We start from the raw sequence: 17,162 nt of genomic DNA, 5'->3' as shown, positions 1-17,162 counted from the left end.
CGGGGTCGACCGGAGGAGTCACGTGGCAGCCAGCGACCGGGGGGCGGACAAGGCCTCCCGTGAGGAGGCCCTGCTGCGGGCCTCCCTCACCGCCATCGCGCCCGGTACCGCACTTCGTGACGGCCTGGAACGGGTCCTGCGGGCCAACACCGGTGGCCTGATCGTGCTGGGTTTCGACAAGACCGTCGAGTCGCTGTGCACCGGCGGCTTCGTCCTGGACGTCGAGTTCAGCGCCACCCGGCTGCGCGAGCTGTGCAAGCTCGACGGTGCTGTGGTGCTCGACAAGGACATCACCAAGATCGTCCGGGCCGGCGTACACCTGATGCCGGACTCGACCATCCCCACCGATGAGACCGGCACCCGCCACCGCACCGCCGAGCGGGTCAACCGGCAGACCGGCTATCCGGTGGTCGCGGTCTCGCACTCGATGCGGCTGATCGCGATGTACGTCAACGGCACCCGCCGGGTGCTGGAGGACTCGACCACCGTCCTGTCCCGCGCCAACCAGGCGCTGGCCACCCTGGAGCGCTACAAGCTGCGCCTGGACGAGGTGGCCGGCACGCTCTCCGCGCTGGAGATCGAGGACCTGGTGACGGTCCGGGACGTCACGGCCGTGGCCCAGCGACTGGAGATGGTCCGGCTGATCGCCACCGAGATCGCCGGCTACGTGCTGGAGCTCGGCATCGACGGCCGGCTGCTCTCGCTCCAGCTGGACGAGCTGATCGCGGGCGTGGAGCCGGAGCGCGAACTGGTCGCCCGGGACTACTTCCCGGAGCGGGCCGCCAAGAAGGGCCGGACGGTCACCGAGGTGCTGGCCGACCTGGAGGCGCTCACCCACGCCGAGCTGCTGGACCTGCAGACGGTCGCCAAGGCGCTCGGCTACTCCGGTTCGCCGGAGTCCCTGGACGCCGCCGTCTCCCCGCGCGGCTACCGCCTGCTGGCGAAGATCCCGCGCCTGCCCAACACGGTGATAGAGCGCCTGGTCGAGCACTTCGGCGGCCTGCAGAAGCTGCTCGCCGCCAGCATCGACGATCTGCAGACGGTCGAGGGCGTCGGCGAGACCCGCGCCCGCTCGGTCCGCGAGGGCCTTTCCCGCCTTGCCGAATCGTCCATCCTGGAGCGCTACGTCTGACCGGCGCGCAATCGTCGAACGGCCCCCGGAGAAACGCTTCCCCTGGGGCCGTTCCGCGTTTCCGGGGCCCGGGAACGCCGGAGCCCCGGTCGCGCCTGCGACCGGGGCTCCGAACCGAGTTGACCGATCCTCAGCCGTCCAGCCGGATCGACGTCCGCGCCGACACCTTGTCCCCCGAGAGCCCGGTGAGCTCCGCGAGCACCACGTAGGTCCCGTTCGGCGGCGCCGTCTGGTCGGTGGTCGCGCACTGCGGCTTGCTGCGGCTGCGGTCCCAGGTGAAGGTCTCGGTCTGGTTGCTGTTCGCCGGGATCTGCACCCAGATGCTGCCCTTGTCGGGCGGGCAGTCTCCGGAGGACCAGACCCGGTCGTTGTTGTTGCCGCTGACCGTGATGACGGAGGTGGTGCGGCCCAGGTCCACCCGGCAGTTGGCGCCGGAGTTCTTGACCGTCAGGGCCAGCTTCGGCTTGTCCTTGGGCTGGTACGGGTTCTGGCTTGGGCTCAGTTCCAGGGCCACCTGCGAAGAGGTGCAGATCGGCAGTGCCATCACCTCGGGCGTGTTCACCGCCGGAGCCCCGCCGCCCGACCCGCCGGACCCGCTGGACGCCCCGCTGTTTCCGGAGCCACCGGACCCGCTGGCCCCGCCGGAGCCACCCGCGGCACCGGAGCCGCCCGCCGGCGCCGGGTTGGCGCCGCCGCCGGAGCCGCCGCTGAGGCCGACCTCGCTGCCGCCGCCGCTGACCGGGCCGCCGGTTCCCCCGGTGCCGCCGCCCGGGCGTGCCGCGGGGCCGCTCGGCGAGGCGCCGGGCGTGATCGCCTGCGCGGGGGTCTGGCTCTGGGACTGGGGCGGTACGGCCTGTGCGGCCTTGCCCGGTGAGCCGCCGTCACCGCCCCCGCCCTGATCGGTCATCAGCCAGGCGACCAGGGCGATGACCGCCGCGACGGCGGCGAGCACGACGATGCGCCGACGCCAGTAGATCGAGGCCGGCAGCGGTCCCACGGGTTGACGCAGAGAGGGCACGATCAAACTCTACGAGACTGTGTGTGGCTAGCGCCCCACCAACACCGCACAGTCGCCCCTTCCTTCACATGATCCGCCGTTTGAGCCGTTCGAGGGAGCCATCGGACCGGCTTCCCCGGCGATTTCCGGCCTATCCGGAGCCGAATGCTCCACTTCGGTCGCGTTCCCCGGCATGGGAGGATCGAAGGGCCATGACTTCCAACACCACCGCCGCCGTCCCCGCCCTCCGGCTGCCGATGCCCCTGCCGCTGCTGCACTCGACCGTCCTCGACTGGTACGAGGCCAGCAAGCGCGACCTGCCCTGGCGGACCCCCGACGCGACGCCCTGGGCGGTCATGGTGAGCGAGTTCATGCTCCAGCAGACCCCGGTGAAGCGGGTGCTGCCCGCCTGGCAGGCCTGGATGACCCGCTGGCCCACCCCGGCCGACCTCGCCGCCGAGGCGTCCGGCGAGGCGGTCCGGATGTGGGGCCGGCTGGGCTACCCCCGCCGCGCGCTGCGGCTGCACGCGGCCGCCGTGGCGATCACCGAGGAGCACGGCGGCGAGGTCCCGGACGACCACGCCACCCTGCTCTCGCTGCCCGGGGTGGGGGAGTACACCGCCGCCGCGGTCGCCTCCTTCGCCTTCCGCCAGCGGCACGTGGTGCTGGACACCAACGTCCGCCGGGTCTTCGCCCGCGCGGTGACCGGCGTCGAGTACCCGGCCCAGGCCACCACCGCCGCCGAGCGGCGTACCGCGACCGCCCTGCTGCCCGACGACGCCGAGACCGCCGCCACCTGGGCGGTCGGCGTGATGGAGCTGGGCGCGCTGGTCTGCACCGCCCGCGGCCCGGAGTGCGGGGACTGCCCGCTGTTCACCGGCTGCGCCTGGCAACGGGCCGGCCGCCCCGCGTACGAGGGCCCGGCCCGGCGCGGCCAGTCCTACGAGGGGACGGACCGCCAGGTGCGCGGCAAGCTGCTCGCGGTGCTGCGCGAGGCGCACGGCTCGGTCCCGCAGGCCCGCCTGGACGTCGTCTGGCCGGACGCCGTGCAGCGGGCCCGGGCCCTGGACGGCCTGGTCGCGGACGGCCTGGTCGAGCCGGTCGAACAGGGCGTCTACCGGCTCCCGCAGTAGGGAACAGCGGCAGGGAACAGCGGTAGGGAACAGCGGCAGGCGACAGAACGGCGCCCCCGGAAGGAGAACCTCCCGGGGGCGCCGTACGAAGCGGGACCGTCAGACGGCCGCCGCCTCCAGCGAGGACTCGGCCGGCTCCTCGCCCTTGCCGGCACCGCGCAGCGGCACCTCGCGCAGGAACACCGCGGCGGCGATGGCGATCACGGCCACCCCGGCGCCCCACAGGAAGACGGTGTGCATGCCGTTGGACACCGCGTGGTGGTAGGCGTCCTGGATGTAGTTCGGCAGCTTGCGCAGCTCGGCCGGGCTGGTCTGACCCGGGTCCTTCATGCCGCCGGGCGGCACCGGCTTGCCGGCCAGCTGCTCCTTCATGGTGTCGGCCACCCGGTTGTTGAACAGCGCGCCGAACAGCGCGACACCGAAGGAACCGCCGATGGTGCGGAACAGGGTGGCGGTGGAGCTGGCCACGCCCATGTCCTTGAGTTCGACGCTGTTCTGCGCGACCAGCATGGTGATCTGCATCAGGAAGCCCATGCCGGCGCCGAGCACGATCATCCAGCAGGCCGAGGTGAAGCTGCTGGTCTCGGTGCCCATGGTGGAGAGCAGGACCATGCCGCCGGTCATCACGATGGTGCCGATGATCGGGAAGATCCGGTACTTGCCGGTCTTGGTGACGGCCTGACCGACCACCAGCGAGACGACCAGCATGCCGAACATCATCGGCATCAGCAGCAGGCCGGAGTTGGTCGCCGAGGCGCCCTGGACGATCTGCTGGTAGAGCGGCAGGAAGACGGTCGAGCCGAACATCACGAAGCCGACGATGAAGCCGATGATCGAGACCAGGGTGAAGTTCAGGTTCTTGAACAGGCTCAGCGGCAGCATCGGCTCGTCGACCCGCTGCTCGACGTAGCAGAAGGCGATCAGCGAGGCGGCGGAGAGCGCGGCCAGGCCGAGGATCTCCTTGGAGCCCCAGGCGTACTGCTGGCCGCCCCAGGTGGTGATCAGCACGAGCGAGGTGATGCCGACGGTGAGCAGGATCGCGCCGAGGTAGTCGATCCGGGCGTTGTTGCGGACCTTCGGCAGCTTCAGGGTGACGATGACGACGGCGAGGGCTATCACGCCGAGCGGCAGGTTGATGTAGAAGGTCCAGTGCCAGCTCAGGTGGTCGGTGATGAAGCCGCCGACCAGCGGGCCGCCGATGGTGGCCAGGGCCATCACCGCGGCGAACATGCCCTGGTACTTGCCGCGGTCGCGCGGCGGGACGAGCGCGCCCATGATCGACATGACGCCGACCATCAGACCGCCGGCGCCGAGGCCCTGCAGGGCGCGGAAGCCGATCAGCTCGTTCATGTTCTGCGACAGGCCGGACAGCGCCGAGCCCACCAGGAAGATCACGATCGAGGTGAGGAAGGTGCCCTTGCGGCCGTAGAGGTCGCCGAGCTTGCCCCAGATCGGGGTGGAGGCGGCGGTGGCCAGGGTGTAGGCGGTGACCACCCAGGACAGGTGCTCGGCGCCGCCGAGGTCACCGACGATGGTCGGCATCGCGGTGCCGACGATCAGGTTGTCGAGCATGGCCAGCAGCATCGTGACGACCAAGCCGACCATCACGAGGCGGATCTCGCGGGGGGATCGCGGCTGCTCCTCCTCGGTCGTCTTGTCCTCCGGTGCCGGGCCGGCGGTCTTGGACTGTGACATGGGGTGGGGTCTCCCGGAGGGGTGTTTCGGACGTTCGTCGCGCCGTGTGGCGACTCACTTACTTGTCGCCCGGCTAGTTTATCGATCGTCCGTACGGTAAGTTGTTTCCTAGCCGGTCGTCAAGCCAGTTTTCCGAGCGGCCATCTGGGCAGGGAGAATGGGCCCGGGGCGGACGCCACCCTGGGGTCCGCAGCAGTCACCGACGCAGTCATGAGGCAGGCCATGGGCACTCCGCACAGCCCCCGCAGCGACACCCGGGCTCGCATCATCGAGGTGTCGCTGGAGCTCTTCTCCGAGCAGGGCTACGAGCAGACCTCACTGCGCGAGATCGCCGACCGCCTGGGCGTCACCAAGGCCGCGCTCTACTACCACTTCAAGACCAAGGACGACATCGTCCTGGGCATCGTCGAGCGGATGGCCGCGCCGATCGACGAGACCATCGAGTGGGGCCGGAAGCAGACCTGGAGCCCGGAGACGCGCGACGAGCTGATCCGCCGCTTCGCGGACGGGATGGCCGAGCGGGCCCCGCTGCTGCGCTTCTTCCACGAGAACCAGCCCGCGCTGCGGGAGTCCCCGGCCGGACTGGCCTTCCGGGAGCGGATCATCACCATGATGCAGCTGGTGCACGGGCCGGAGGCGAACTTCCAGGACCGGCTGCGTGCCGCGATGACGCTGTTCACCATCCACTCGTCGATGTTCCTGCTCCAGCAGGACAGCAAGGACAGCAAGGACTGCGGCCACGCCGAGAACGTGTGGGGCGAGAAGGTGCCGGTGGCCGACCTGGACGAGGCGCTGGAGGCCGCCCGCACGGTCGCGCTGGAGATCGGCTCCCGGATCAGCCACCCCGCCCGGACCGGCGGCTGACTCCGGGTCAGAACGCCGTGACGCCGCGCTCGGAGAGATAGGCGACCGGGTCGACCACCGCACCGTAGCGGTTGCTGGTGCGGATCTCGAAGTGCAGGTGCGGCCCGGTCGAGTTGCCGGTGTTCCCGGACAGCCCGACCCGCTCGCCCGCCGGCACGTGGTCGCCCGGCGAGACCGACAGCGCCGACAGGTGGGCGTACTGCGCGAAGTGCCCGTCGGCGAGCCGCAGCACGACCTCCTTGCCGTATGCGCCGTCCCAGCCGGCCGAGACCACGGTCGCGTCGCCGACCGCCAGCACCTGGGTGCCCGGGTCGACCGCGAAGTCCACCCCGGTGTGGTACCCGGCGGCGTACTCGGAGTCGGCCACCCCGTACGGATTGCTGGTCGGCGCGTCCGGCACCGGAGCCGACCAGTCGGGAGCGGGGGCCGGCGAGGGCTCCGGCTGCGGGGCGGCGGCGGGCGCCGCGGCCGGCAGCAGGTTGGGCGCCACCGCCACGAACGCCTGCGCCGAGGCGGCGTCGTCGGGCAGCTTGTACGGGCTGGGGCCGGCCACCTGGACCAGGCCCGGGTTGGGTACCGCCGCCTGCGGAGCCGTGAAGGCGGAGCTGCCCGGCGTGGTCGGCCGCACGGTCTGCGCCGAGGCGCTGCCCGGTACGGCCAGCAGTACCGCGCCCGCCAGCAGGACCGCGGTCGCCCCGGCGGAGAGCACCGCGTGGTCGCGCTCGGCCCGCTGCCGGCTGCCGGGCAGGGTGGCGTGCCGGGGCGTGGCGAGCGCGCGAAGCGGTGGCGCGGCACGGGTGCGGACGGCATGGCCGATCCGGGGCTGCCGGGCGGCCGCCTGGGCCGCCGTACGGGCGACGAGCCGGCACAGGGCCGGCCCCACGGGCGGGACGGTGGACATCGCCTGACGTACCTCACGGTCGTGTGGGGGCAGCACGAAGCGCCCGGTCGGGCGCGTGCTGAGCGGGGGAGCACTCAGCTTTAACCGTCACCGAGCGGAGTCCCAAACGCGGTGACGTACTACGGCGTGTAGTCAGCGCGGCTCCGGAGATTCAATCCGACGGAGTAACGATCACGAGATCGGGCCGGTCGTACCGGACCCGAGCGATGTGGCCAGTGCCACCCGGCCCCGGGGTTTGAACCGGCGCCAGAAGCGCCGGAGGGCGGCGCAAAGGAAATCCGGCCCGCCCCCGCGCGCTTGCGGGGACGGGCCGGACGTGGAGACTTCAGTGCCGTGTGATCACGGCCTGACCGTCAGGACGATCAGTTGTCGACCGGGCGGACCCGGATCCAGGTCTCCAGGTAGTTCGCGGACTCGTTCTCGACCTCGATGCTGGTGCCGGTCTTCGGGACGTCAACACCGCTGTACGGGTTGTCCTTCGACCACCAGGACTTCAGGTCGTTGAACTCGTCGACGCCCTTGGACTTCGGAATGACCGTCTCGACGCCGTTCTTGTGCAGCGTCAGCGCCGGGACGCGACGCGAGCCGAAGGTGGAGTCGAAGCCCTGCATGCGCGGACGCATCAGGGTGCCGTCGGTCCACTTCAGGGAGGCCGGGTGCGAGTCGACCGGGAGGATCAGCCCCTGGCCCGGGTGGGCGCTGACGTTGTTGTCGGTCTGCGACTCGTCCCAGTACCAGATCAGCAGGCCGGGCTGGTACGCGTAGTGCTCGACCCAGCTCGGCTTGGCGGCGCCGAAGCCGAAGTTGTACGGGCCGGTCTTCAGGGTCTGGTCGAACGACACGTACTGCCGGTTCTCCGCGATGTAGTACTGCGCGTAGTCCTTGGTGTACGAGCCGCCGAAGTGGGTGAAGCCGTCGGCGACCCAGCCGTTGTCACCCTTCTCGACGTCGTCGCTGAAGACGGTGGCGCCGTCGGCGGTCACCGAGATGTCGTCCACCGCCAGACCGCGGTAGTGCAGGCCGCCGTCGGTGGTGTTGTGGTAGCGGAACTTGATCTGCTTGCCGGCGTAGGCGTCCAGCGGGAAGGACAGGTCGCCCCAGGCGGCGGTCAGGCCGCTGAGGGCCGGGCGGCCGTTCTCCCTGGGCAGCGCGGCGCCGTTCCAGGTGCCGTCCACCACGGTCCAGGTCTTGCCGCCGTCGGCGGAGACCTCGCCGAAGGCGTAGTCGAAGTCCGGCTCCAGCTCGTACCAGGCCTTGGCGTTGATGCTGGCCTTGGTCTTGCCGGTCAGGTCGATGTCCCGGGTCAGCGTGACGTTGAGGTTGTCGGCGCTGCCGCTCCACCACTCGGTGCTGCCGCTGAACGGCTTGTTGATGTCGGTGGTGATGCTCTTCTTCGGCAGGTCGACGATCAGCGCCTGCGGGAGGTTGCTGTTGTACTCGACCGGGCCGATGTGGTGGGTCGACTCGGTGCCGGCCTTGGCGTGGTCCGCCTTCAGCCAGCCGAGCTTGTACTTGCTCCAGGCGTCCAGGTCGTCCGGCATGTCGCCGATGCTGTCCTTGCCCTCGCCGAGCCAGGAGCCGGAGGACATCAGCGACCAGAAGCCGACCGAGTTGTCGATGCCCTTGCCCGCGGTGTCGTAGAGGTCCGGCAGACCGAGGTCGTGGCCGTACTCGTGGGCGAAGACGCCGAGGCCGCCGTTCTCCGGCTGCATCGTGTAGTCGCCGATCCAGAAGCCGGAGTCACCGACCTGGACGCCGCCGAGCTTGTTGCCGTCGGGGCCGGCCTGGCCGTTCAGGTTGCCGTAGACGTACGAACGGTGCGCCCACAGGGCCTTGTTGCCCTGCTTGCCGCCACCGGCCGACTTGTCCTCACCGGCGTGCACGATCTGGAAGTGGTCGATGTACCCGTCGGGCTGGTTGAAGTTCCCGTCGTGGTGCGAGCCGTAGCGGTCCCACTGGTCGTAGGAGGCCAGCGTCGCGTTGATCTGCTCCTTGGTCTGACCCTTCGCCAGCTGGTCCTTGTACCAGATGTCGACGGCGTCGCGGATCAGGTCCTGGGCGCTGGGGCAGACGTTGGAACCGCAGTAGTCCGAGCCGTACCGGGCCTCGTTCCACGGCACCCGGACCCAGTCCGAGACCACGCCGTCGACCGAGTAGCGGCCCGAGGACTGCTTCTCGTAGAAGGTCTTCAGCGAGGGCTTGTCCTTGGCGAAGTACAGGTCCTGGTAGTGCTGCTGGTTGTAGTCGGCCTGCCAGGCGGTCGAGTTGTTGGTGGCGCGGTCCGGCTGCGCGATCTCGTTGTGCTTCGGGCCGGGCTCGCCGCCGTACTTGATCTTGCCGTCGGGCGTCTTGGTGGTGTTGTCCACCTGGTCGCCGAAGTCGACCAGGATGGTGAAGATCTTGTCCGTGCGCTCGCGGGCGAGCTCGACGTACTTGTCCTTGCCGAGCTTCACACTGGTGCTGCCGTTGTGCTGCTCGACCTGGGCGGTGCCGTCGAGGAGCTGCTCGGTGGCGGCCTTCTGCTCGGCCTCCACCTTCGCGGTCAGCGGACCCGGGATGTTGTGCTCGGTGTTGACGGACTGGACGGCGTCAGCGGGGTCCTTCGGCACCGGCGCCGAGCCGGCGGCGACAGCGGTGCCCGGGAACAGGCCCGCGCCGAGCGTGACTATGACCGCTGCGGCAGTGGTGACCGCAGCGGTTCTCCTGGTGGTCTTCAACGGTGTGACGTCCTCCCCGACCGAGCCGACTCTTGGCCAAGGCCCGGTAAACCAATATGAAAGACAGGTGGACGTCATTTGACCGAAGCGGGGGCAGAAAAGATAGATCTTGACCCTGACATGGGCACGGCGCTATGCTCACCGACTTCCCATCAGTCGACGGCGTGTCAACCGTGCGCCGGTTAAACCTTGCTGAGAAATGCGACGTACCCGCACCAAGCGGGCGGGGAGCCGCCCGCCCCGGCCCGGGGCGGCGACGGGGCCCTCCGCCCCCGAACGCACCGAGCCCCCGGCGCGAACGCCGGGGGCTCGGTGCTGTGAGGTTGTCTGTTAAATGTTGCCTTACTTCGTCAGGTCCGGACCGGACGAGGCAACCGCGGCCGGGGTGTCCGCGACGGCCGACTTCTCCTCGCCGCGGAAGGTGAACTTGGCCTCCTTGCCCTCGCCCTCGACGCCGACGACGACGATGTGGCCGGCCCGCAGCTCGCCGAAGAGGATCTTCTCGGAGAGGTGGTCCTCGATCTCGCGCTGGATGGTGCGGCGCAGCGGACGGGCACCCAGGATCGGGTCGTAGCCGCGCTTGGCCAGCAGCTTCTTGGCCTCGACGCTGAGCTCCAGGCCCATGTCCTTGTCCTTGAGCCGCTCGTCCACCTTGGCGATCATCAGGTCGACGATCTGGATGATGTCGTCCTCGGACAGCTGGTGGAACACCACGATGTCGTCGACGCGGTTCAGGAACTCGGGGCGGAAGTGCTGCTTGAGCTCCTCGCCGACCTTCGCCTTCATCCGCTCGTACCCGGTCTGGGTGTCACCCGTGGCCGCGAAGCCCAGGTTGAAGCCCTTGGAGATGTCCCGGGTGCCGAGGTTGGTCGTCATGATGATGACGGTGTTCTTGAAGTCGACCACGCGGCCCTGGGAGTCGGTCAGTCGACCGTCCTCCAGGATCTGCAGCAGCGAGTTGAAGATGTCCGGGTGGGCCTTCTCGACCTCGTCGAAGAGGACGACCGAGAACGGCTTGCGGCGGACCTTCTCGGTCAGCTGGCCGCCCTCCTCGTAGCCCACGTATCCGGGCGGGGAGCCGAACAGCCGGGAGACGGTGTGCTTCTCGGAGAACTCGGACATGTCGAGCGCGATCAGCGCGTCCTCGTCGCCGAAGAGGAACTCGGCGAGCGTCTTGGACAGCTCGGTCTTACCGACGCCGGACGGGCCGGCGAAGATGAACGAACCGCCGGGGCGCTTCGGGTCCTTGAGGCCCGCACGGGTGCGCCGGATGGCCTGGGAGAGCGCCTTGATGGCGTCCTTCTGGCCGATGACGCGCTTGTGCAGCTCGTCCTCCATGCGCAGCAGGCGGGACGTCTCCTCCTCGGTCAGCTTGAAGACCGGGATGCCGGTGGCGGTGGCCAGGACCTCGGCGATGAGCTCCTCGTTGACCTCCGCGACGACGTCCATGTCGCCGGCCTTCCACTCCTTCTCGCGCTTGGCCTTGGCCTGCAGGAGCTGCTTCTCGTCGTCGCGCAGGGACGCGGCCTTCTCGAAGTCCTGCGCGTCGATCGCGCTCTCCTTCTCGCGGCGCACGTCGGCGATCTTCTCGTCGAACTCGCGCAGGTCCGGCGGCGCGGTCATCCGGCGGATGCGCATCCGGGAGCCGGCCTCGTCGATCAGGTCGATCGCCTTGTCCGGCAGGAAGCGGTCCGAGATGTACCGGTCGGCCAGGGTGGCGGCGGCGACCAGGGCGGCGTCCGTGATGGAGACCCGGTGGTGGGCCTCGTAGCGGTCGCGCAGACCCTTGAGGATCTCGATGGTGTGCGGCAGCGAGGGCTCCGCGACCTGGATCGGCTGGAAGCGGCGCTCCAGCGCGGCGTCCTTCTCCAGGTGCTTGCGGTACTCGTCCAGGGTGGTGGCACCGATGGTCTGCAGCTCGCCACGGGCCAGCATCGGCTTGAGGATGCTGGCGGCGTCGATGGCGCCCTCGGCGGCGCCCGCGCCGACCAGGGTGTGCAGCTCGTCGATGAACAGGATGATGTCGCCGCGGGTGCGGATCTCCTTGAGCACCTTCTTCAGGCGCTCCTCGAAGTCACCGCGGTAGCGCGAGCCGGCCACCAGGGCGCCCAGGTCCAGCGTGTAGAGCTGCTTGTCCTTGAGCGTCTCCGGGACCTCGCCCTTGACGATCGCCTGCGCCAGGCCCTCGACCACGGCGGTCTTGCCGACGCCGGGCTCACCGATCAGGACCGGGTTGTTCTTGGTGCGGCGGGACAGCACCTGCATGACCCGCTCGATCTCCTTCTCGCGCCCGATGACCGGGTCGAGCTTGGCCTCGCGGGCGGCCTGGGTGAGGTTGCGGCCGAACTGGTCCAGGACCAGCGAGGTCGACGGGGTGCCCTCGGCGGGCCCGCCGGCCGTGGCCGACTCCTTGCCGCCGCTGGTCTGGTAACCGGACAGCAGCTGGATGACCTGCTGGCGCACCCGGTTCAGGTCGGCGCCCAGCTTCACCAGGACCTGGGCGGCGACGCCCTCGCCCTCGCGGATCAGGCCGAGCAGGATGTGCTCGGTGCCGATGTAGTTGTGGCCGAGCTGCAGGGCCTCCCGGAGCGACAGCTCCAGGACCTTCTTCGCCCGGGGGGTGAAGGGAATGTGACCGGACGGGGCCTGCTGGCCCTGGCCGATGATCTCCTCGACCTGCTGGCGTACGGCCTCAAGAGAAATCCCGAGGCTCTCCAGGGCCTTGGCGGCGACGCCCTCGCCCTCGTGGATCAGACCCAGGAGGATGTGCTCGGTGCCGATGTAGTTGTGGTTGAGCATCCGGGCTTCTTCCTGAGCCAGGACGACAACCCGCCGCGCGCGGTCGGTGAACCTCTCGAACATCGTTTATCGCTCCTCAGAGCGGTCGGGCAGTTCGGGGTCCGTCCCCGCCCTGTCCTTCCGCATGCTAGTCCCGCTCAGCGGCGCGGCCCACGGATTCACTCCCCGGTAGAGGAGCGAGATGCAGCGCGACCAGCCGACACCAATCCCAACCTGATGCTGGGAATCGGTGTTCCCACAGGTGGGCCGGATGCACCGGAAACCGCTACGCCATCGGCGAACAAGAGCCGCCGGGGCGGAGCCGGACCATCTACGGCCGGTCGCACTTACTGCCCCTGGACGGGTCGAAGAACCCGGCCACCTGCATTCATACCCGGTATCGGGGCGGTTCTCGCGCAGTTTCCGCGGTGGCGGTGTTCGCCTGGCGAGAAGTCCGGCCGCGGTGACGGTGGTTCAACGGCGGTCGGGAGGTCCGGTACGCCGTCCCGATGGTGTCCGCGTTACCGCTTCGCCTCTACAGCGTTGCACAGCTTGTGATTGTTCCGCCGCCCGAGCCCGAAGCCCCGGACGCCCCCGGTGCCGGCGGCACGGCGGCCGTGCGGACGTGCGCCGCGGGGCGCGGAGGAGCCTCCTCCGCGCCCCGCGCGTGTGTCGTCGGCGCCGTTCGCGGCCGCCGGGGCCCCGCACCCGCTCCGGTGGGCCGGCGGCGCCGGGGTCAGGCCGCGTTGGCCTTGTCGTAGGCCTCGCGGACCGTGCTCGGCACCCGGCCGCGGTCGTTGACTTCCATGCCCTGCTCCTTGGCCCACGCGCGGATCTTCGCGGTGTCGGGAGCGCTGCCGGACGGACGCGCCGCGGTGCCGCGGCCCGGACGCCGGGCGCCGGCGAGACGGCCGCTCTGCTTGCGCCCCTTCTCCACGTAGGGCGCCAGCAGACCGCGCAGCTTGTCCGCGTTGGCGCTCTTCAGGTCGATCTCGTAGGCAACGCCGTCCAGCGCGAACGTCACCGTCTCGTCCGCCGAACCGCCCTCGAGATCGTCTTCAAGAATGACCTGCACCCTCTGTGCCACGGGCTTCCCTTTCCGCTAAACGACCCATTGCCTAAGGAAAGGAAAGCGCCTTTCTCCGGAAAACACAAACCCCTGACCGGCACGGAGCCGCTCAGAGGTGCAGCAGCATGCGCGAGTTGCCCAACGTGTTGGGCTTGACCCGCTCCAGGTCAAGGAACTCCGCGACACCTTCATCGTACGAGCGGAGGAGTTCTTCATAGACATCCGTAGCGATCGCCGCCGGGTCTGTCGTACCATCATCGGTTTCCTGGAGCTCCCCGATCTCGACGAAACCGTGTTTCGCGAAGAACGGAACCTCGAACGTCAAGCAGAAAATCCGACGGACGCCGAGCCAGCGGGCCGTCTGCACCAGCTTCTCCAGCAGCAGATGCCCGATCCCGAAGCCCCGGCAGGACGGATCGACCGCGAGCGTACGGACCTCGGCGAGGTCCTCCCACATCACGTGCAGGGCGCCGCAGGCCACCACCGCGCCGTTGTCGTCGCGTTCCGCGACCCAGAACTCCTGCACGGATTCGAACAGTGTGACAGTGGGCTTGTCCAGCAGAATGCCGTCGCGCGAGTAGGCGTCGATGAGCCCGCGTACGGCCCGTACGTCCGTGGTCCGCGCGCGGCGGATGGTGACCTCCATGGCGGGACGTTATCGCGTCGCCCCCGGCGCGGTCTCCCCGGTATCCGGTCCGGTGCTATCCGGTGCGTCCTGCGCGGAATCCCCGGCGGGCGGATCGGACGGGAACAGAGCGGCCACCCGCAAGGCGTCCCTGAGTGCCTCGCGCTGCTCGGGCGACATCAGGCCGAAGAAGTGCACCAGGGCCGCCGCGGGATTGTCGCTGGTGGCCCACGCGTCGTTCATCAGAGCCGCCGTGTACGCCTCGCGCGAGGAGACCGGCTCATATCGATAGGCCCGGCCGGCCCGCTCGCGGCGCAGCCAGCCCTTTCTGTGCAGCTTGTCCAGGACGGTCATCACCGTGGTGTACGCGATTTCGCGTTCCGACTGCAGATCCAGGAGAACCTCGCGAACCGTCACCGGTCGGTTCCACCGCCACACCCGGGTCATGATGGCGTTCTCAAGTTCGCCGAGTTGCCGGACCATAGTGCCGCCAGGATAGGGAGTGAATGGGGCAAATCTTGTGAAGTGCGCCAAACCGGCGCGCCGCCACCCCCGGGAATCGGGAATGGCGGCGCGTAGCCGTTCTCGGGCGGCTGACGGCGTCAGTCGCGGGTTCGCTCGCGGGGAAGGCCCCGGGACGCTCCCCCGAGGGCCCGGGAAGGGCCGGGCCCCCCGGGAGCTCAGTCGATGTCTTCCTTGGCCTTCTGGGCCCCGCCCTGGCTGCGGATGATGGCCCGCACCAGGAAGCCGAAGCCGATCGCCATGACCAGCGGCGGCACGATCGCGCTGACGTAGTCCATCAGGTCACTCCTCCTCGGTCTTCTCCGCCGTCGCGGCGGAAGCCCTGGGCTCCGGCTTCACCAGCGGGAAGAGCACGGTCTCCCGGATGTTCTTGCCGGTCAGCAGCATGATCAGGCGGTCCACGCCGAGGCCGAGGCCACCGGTGGGGGGCATCGCGTACTCCAGGGCGCGCAGGAAGTCCTCGTCCACCTGCATCGCCTCGACGTCGCCGCCGGCCGCCAGCAGGGACTGCGCGGTGAGGCGGGCGCGCTGCTCGACCGGGTCGATCAGCTCGGAGTAGGCGGTGCCGATCTCGGTGCCGAAGATCACCAGGTCCCACTTCTCGGCCACGCCCGCGACGCTGCGGTGCTGGCGGGTCAGCGGGGAGACCTCGGTCGGGTAGTCCTTGATGAAGGTCGGCCGGACGGCGTTCTCCTCCAGCAGGCGCTCGACCATCTCCAGCACGATCTGGCCGTGGCCCCAGCTCTTCTCGAACGGGATGTCGTGGTCGAAGGCCAGCTTGCGCAGCTCCTCGACGCTGGTCTCCGGGGTGACCTCGACGCCCAGGTGGGCGGAGATGCCCGGGTAGACGCTGACCTCCTCCCACGGCTCGGCCAGGTCGATCTCGTGCTCCACGCCGTGCGGGTCCAGGCCCTTGATCACCGTGGTGCCCAGGGCGTCCCGGGCGGCGTTGATGATCGTCTCGCGGATCAGCTCGGCCTGGGTGTTGTAGTCGCCGTAGGCCTCGTACGACTCCAGCGAGGTGAACTCCGGGTTGTGGGTGGAGTCCGCGCCCTCGTTGCGGAAGTTGCGGTTGATCTCGAAGACCTTCTCGGCGCCGCCGACCACCAGCCGCTTGAGGTACAGCTCGGGCGCGATGCGCATGTAGAGGTCGATGTCGTACGCGTTGATGTGGGTCTTGAACGGACGGGCGTTGGCGCCGCCGTGCACGGGCTGCAGCATCGGGGTCTCGACCTCGATGTAGCCGCGGTCCTCGTAGGTGCGGCGGATCGAGCGGACGACCTTGCTGCGCAGGTGCAGGATCTCGCGGGCTTCGGGGTTCACGATCAGGTCGACGTAGCGCTGGCGGACCCGGGCCTCCGGGTCGGTCAGGCCCTTGTGCTTGTCCGGCAGCGGGCGCAGGCACTTGGCGGTGAGCTCCCAGCGGTCCACCATCACCGACAGCTCGCCGCGCTTGGAGGTGATCACCTCGCCCTCGACGCCGACCTGGTCGCCGAGGTCGATGTCGGACTTCCAGGCCGCCAGCCGCTCGGCGCCCAGCTTGTCCAGGGAGAGCATCACCTGGAGGTCGCCGGTGCCGTCGCGCAGGGTGGCGAAGCAGAGCTTGCCGCCGGTGCGGGAGAGGATCACCCGGCCGGTGATGCCGGCGCGCTCGCCGGTCGCGGTGTCGGGCTCCAGGTCCGGGTGCTTGGCTCGGAGGTCCGCGATGGTGCTGGTGCGGGGGAAGCCGACCGGGTACGGGTCGACGCCGGCGTCGCGGAGCCGGTCCAGCTTCTCGCGCCGGACGCGCATCTGCTCGGGAAGGTCGTCGGTCGCGGGAATAACGCTCTGATCGCTCACCCCACAAGGGTAGCCAGCCGTACACCGTGCTCCGCGACCGGATAAGCGTGAGGGGAGACCGTCGGCGGGACGGTCTCCCCTCGGAGTGCGGGGGCTCAGCCGGTGCCGGTGCGGAGTTCGATCTCCTCCGGGGTCTCGTCGGCCGGTGGGGCGGGGTGGGCCGGCGGCTTGGGTCGGCGGCCGAAGAGCTCGGCCGGGGTGGGCATCCGGTGCGGGCGGGGCGGGTTCTTCGCGGCGGCGGGCTGCTCCGAGCCGGAGTCGGTGCTGCTCATCGTGGTCCGTCCTCCTACAGGGGTGGGGTGACTGCTCGGGGGTGCGGCGGGGTTCGGTACGGCCACCAGGTGGCGCGGCTGCCCGGTGGTGAGGGCGAGCCGTTCGCGGACCGCGGCCTCGGCCAGCGCGTGGCAGCGCCCGGCCAGCCGGGAGCGGCGGGCCCGCTCGCCCTGGCCGCAGGGCTGGCGGGTCAGCCCGCGCAGCGCGGTGAGGTCTTCGGGGCCGGGCAGGTAGCCGTCGGTCACGGCTTCCTCCAGGCGCTCCAAGTAACCGGGGGCGCTACCGGGCAGGGCGGAGCGGTAGCGGCCGAGGTCGGCGAGCAGGAAGGCGCGCAGTCGGCCGCCCTCCTGGACGGCCTCGTCGATCGCCTCGGTCAGACGCAGGGCCTCCTGGACGTCCTCCGCCCAGAGCTCGGCGCCCGGCCCGGCGAACGCCGTCCGGTCGGGCCCCTGGCGGTGGATGGAGAGGGCAGGGTGCAGGGCTTGGGCGAGGGCTCGGCGCAGCACGCGGACTTCGTCGGCGCTGAAGGCCATGCCGCCGCGCGATCCGTGTGGCGTAGGCATGGGTTGACACTACGTGAGGAATATCCGATTTGTCGGTAACGTCGCGCTGAATTC

At 69.9% G+C, this 17,162-nt stretch carries 13 protein-coding genes; 3 read left to right on the top strand and 10 right to left on the bottom strand.

What is annotated here, in order from left to right; all coding sequences use genetic code 11:
- Nucleotides 1-73 precede the first annotated feature (73 nt).
- Complete coding sequence (gene disA, locus ACZ3UD_RS04260; protein WP_270151163.1) at nucleotides 74-1,132, top strand: DNA integrity scanning diadenylate cyclase DisA; 1,059 nt, start codon at nucleotides 74-76, stop codon at nucleotides 1,130-1,132.
- A 130-nt stretch (nucleotides 1,133-1,262) separates the two neighbouring features.
- Here the strand turns inward: disA and ACZ3UD_RS04255 are convergent, their stop codons facing one another.
- Nucleotides 1,263-2,150: a hypothetical protein gene (locus ACZ3UD_RS04255; RefSeq protein WP_465581992.1), complete on the bottom strand. Its 888-nt coding sequence runs from the start codon at nucleotides 2,148-2,150 to the stop codon at nucleotides 1,263-1,265.
- Between the two features lie 191 nt (nucleotides 2,151-2,341).
- Between ACZ3UD_RS04255 and ACZ3UD_RS04250 the strand changes: the two genes are divergently transcribed.
- A complete protein-coding gene (locus ACZ3UD_RS04250) occupies nucleotides 2,342-3,262 on the top strand; it encodes an HhH-GPD family protein (protein WP_465581990.1) in 921 nt (306 codons plus the stop codon).
- Nucleotides 3,263-3,361: 99 nt separating this feature from the next.
- Here the strand turns inward: ACZ3UD_RS04250 and ACZ3UD_RS04245 are convergent, their stop codons facing one another.
- Nucleotides 3,362-4,957: an MDR family MFS transporter gene (locus ACZ3UD_RS04245; RefSeq protein ID WP_465581988.1), complete on the bottom strand. Its 1,596-nt coding sequence runs from the start codon at nucleotides 4,955-4,957 to the stop codon at nucleotides 3,362-3,364.
- Between the two features lie 222 nt (nucleotides 4,958-5,179).
- On the opposite strand from ACZ3UD_RS04245, the gene ACZ3UD_RS04240 reads away from it, so the two are divergent.
- Nucleotides 5,180-5,821, top strand: a complete 642-nt coding sequence (locus ACZ3UD_RS04240) for a TetR/AcrR family transcriptional regulator (RefSeq protein WP_465581986.1) — start codon at nucleotides 5,180-5,182, stop codon at nucleotides 5,819-5,821.
- Nucleotides 5,822-5,828: 7 nt separating this feature from the next.
- Here ACZ3UD_RS04240 and ACZ3UD_RS04235 read toward each other — a convergent pair whose 3' ends face one another.
- From ACZ3UD_RS04235 to ACZ3UD_RS04200, 8 genes are all read right to left on the bottom strand, one after another.
- A complete protein-coding gene (locus ACZ3UD_RS04235; protein WP_465581984.1) occupies nucleotides 5,829-6,722 on the bottom strand; it encodes a M23 family metallopeptidase in 894 nt (297 codons plus the stop codon).
- Between the two features lie 362 nt (nucleotides 6,723-7,084).
- Nucleotides 7,085-9,439, bottom strand: coding sequence for an immune inhibitor A domain-containing protein (locus tag ACZ3UD_RS04230; protein WP_465581982.1), 2,355 nt, complete (start codon nucleotides 9,437-9,439; stop codon nucleotides 7,085-7,087).
- Nucleotides 9,440-9,781: 342 nt separating this feature from the next.
- Nucleotides 9,782-12,301: an ATP-dependent Clp protease ATP-binding subunit gene (locus ACZ3UD_RS04225; protein WP_465581980.1), complete on the bottom strand. Its 2,520-nt coding sequence runs from the start codon at nucleotides 12,299-12,301 to the stop codon at nucleotides 9,782-9,784.
- Between the two features lie 652 nt (nucleotides 12,302-12,953).
- On the bottom strand, nucleotides 12,954-13,304 hold the full coding sequence (locus ACZ3UD_RS04220) for a histone-like nucleoid-structuring protein Lsr2 (RefSeq protein WP_380608459.1): 351 nt from the start codon (nucleotides 13,302-13,304) through the stop codon (nucleotides 12,954-12,956).
- Nucleotides 13,305-13,395: 91 nt separating this feature from the next.
- The gene (locus tag ACZ3UD_RS04215) at nucleotides 13,396-13,932 is read right to left on the bottom strand and encodes an amino-acid N-acetyltransferase (RefSeq protein ID WP_387618514.1); all 537 of its coding nucleotides are present in this window, start codon (nucleotides 13,930-13,932) and stop codon (nucleotides 13,396-13,398) included.
- Between the two features lie 9 nt (nucleotides 13,933-13,941).
- Entirely contained in the window at nucleotides 13,942-14,394 is a 453-nt protein-coding gene (locus ACZ3UD_RS04210; RefSeq protein WP_465581977.1) for a BlaI/MecI/CopY family transcriptional regulator, read from the bottom strand.
- A 321-nt stretch (nucleotides 14,395-14,715) separates the two neighbouring features.
- Nucleotides 14,716-16,272: a bifunctional lysylphosphatidylglycerol synthetase/lysine--tRNA ligase LysX gene (gene lysX, locus ACZ3UD_RS04205; protein WP_465581975.1), complete on the bottom strand. Its 1,557-nt coding sequence runs from the start codon at nucleotides 16,270-16,272 to the stop codon at nucleotides 14,716-14,718.
- A gap of 95 nt (nucleotides 16,273-16,367) precedes the next feature.
- On the bottom strand, nucleotides 16,368-17,108 hold the full coding sequence (locus ACZ3UD_RS04200) for a hypothetical protein (protein ID WP_465581973.1): 741 nt from the start codon (nucleotides 17,106-17,108) through the stop codon (nucleotides 16,368-16,370).
- Nucleotides 17,109-17,162 lie beyond the last annotated feature (54 nt).

The sequence above is a fragment of the Kitasatospora sp. NPDC023118 genome (assembly GCF_055560875.1).
This window is presented reverse-complemented; position numbering and strand designations above follow the sequence as displayed.